Annotated in this window: 1 protein-coding gene; it reads right to left on the bottom strand. The window is 31.1% G+C overall.

Going from position 1 to position 989, the window contains the following annotated elements; all coding sequences use genetic code 11:
* Positions 1-789 precede the first annotated feature (789 nt).
* The coding region (locus ODR02_RS23535; protein ID WP_309513759.1) for a hypothetical protein at positions 790-989 on the bottom strand (200 nt) is incomplete at its 5' end.

Here is a 989-nt window from a genome sequence, read left to right as displayed (position 1 = left end):
ATATACTATACCCATAGCTACCTGCTTACCCTGACAAATCCCAACCCAACATAAATAATCAGCAATCAGCAATGAGTAATATCCAACGTATGCTATTATTACCTATTACTCATCTTTACCCAACACTATTGTCACTCCGTAGGAGCCTCAATGATCCGGTACAAAATAAAATACGCTTTACTTAATATATCATCATAAACTTCTCTTTTTAAAACTTCAGCAAACTCCCATAGTGGTATTTGCATTCGAAGCTAAATCTAATTGAGTTTCTACCTTTAGTAAACTTCAGAATTTTCTTCCACAAGAAGAAGCTTGTTTTTTCCATTATCATTTTCTTTATGATATCTCATTCACATTTCGAAAAATTTAAGCAAGCAAAATAGATTTTTCCTATTTCCTTTCTCTGGCTTTTCTACGAATCTGTAAATATCTTTACAATACTCCACCGTTTATAATCTATCTTTTACCGATTAAAGCCTAACTCATTTTTTTAATCTTACAAATTAAATGCAGGTATGACTACAGTATTCAAATGCTGATTTAAAAAATAAATTACCAGAACTTGCCTCACACCTGTTTAGGTGATTACCATCTATTGATTCATTATTACTTGAAATTCACCTTATGAATATGAATTTTATATACTATTTTTTTATATGTCTCTGTACTTGCATATTGTGGATAAGTATATTTTACGTATAATGAATTGTTTATTAGGTTATTATGTGAATACTTTTCCACTTTTGGTATTTTTATCTTACATAAAGTTGCGGGGTATGGTATAAGTTTCTATCTTTGCCCCACTGAAAAACGAGAGTAGTTCAGTAGCGCAGAAGAGCTTTTAGCTAAGCAGAAACAATATGATACTTCAAAAAGAGACAAACAAAAAACTTTAATTTTTTTACAAAAAAGAGTTGTGAGTTTAAAAAGAGTTTGTATCTTTGCAGTCCCAATTACAGGGAGCGCAGGAGTAGGATGATTGAGGGTTT

It is taken from the genome of Chryseobacterium sp. CFS2 (assembly GCF_036543225.1).
GTDB classification, from domain to species: domain Bacteria; phylum Bacteroidota; class Bacteroidia; order Flavobacteriales; family Weeksellaceae; genus Chryseobacterium; species Chryseobacterium culicis_A.
The sequence above is the reverse complement of the archived record's forward strand: the minus strand, read 5'-3'. Positions and strand labels throughout refer to the sequence as shown.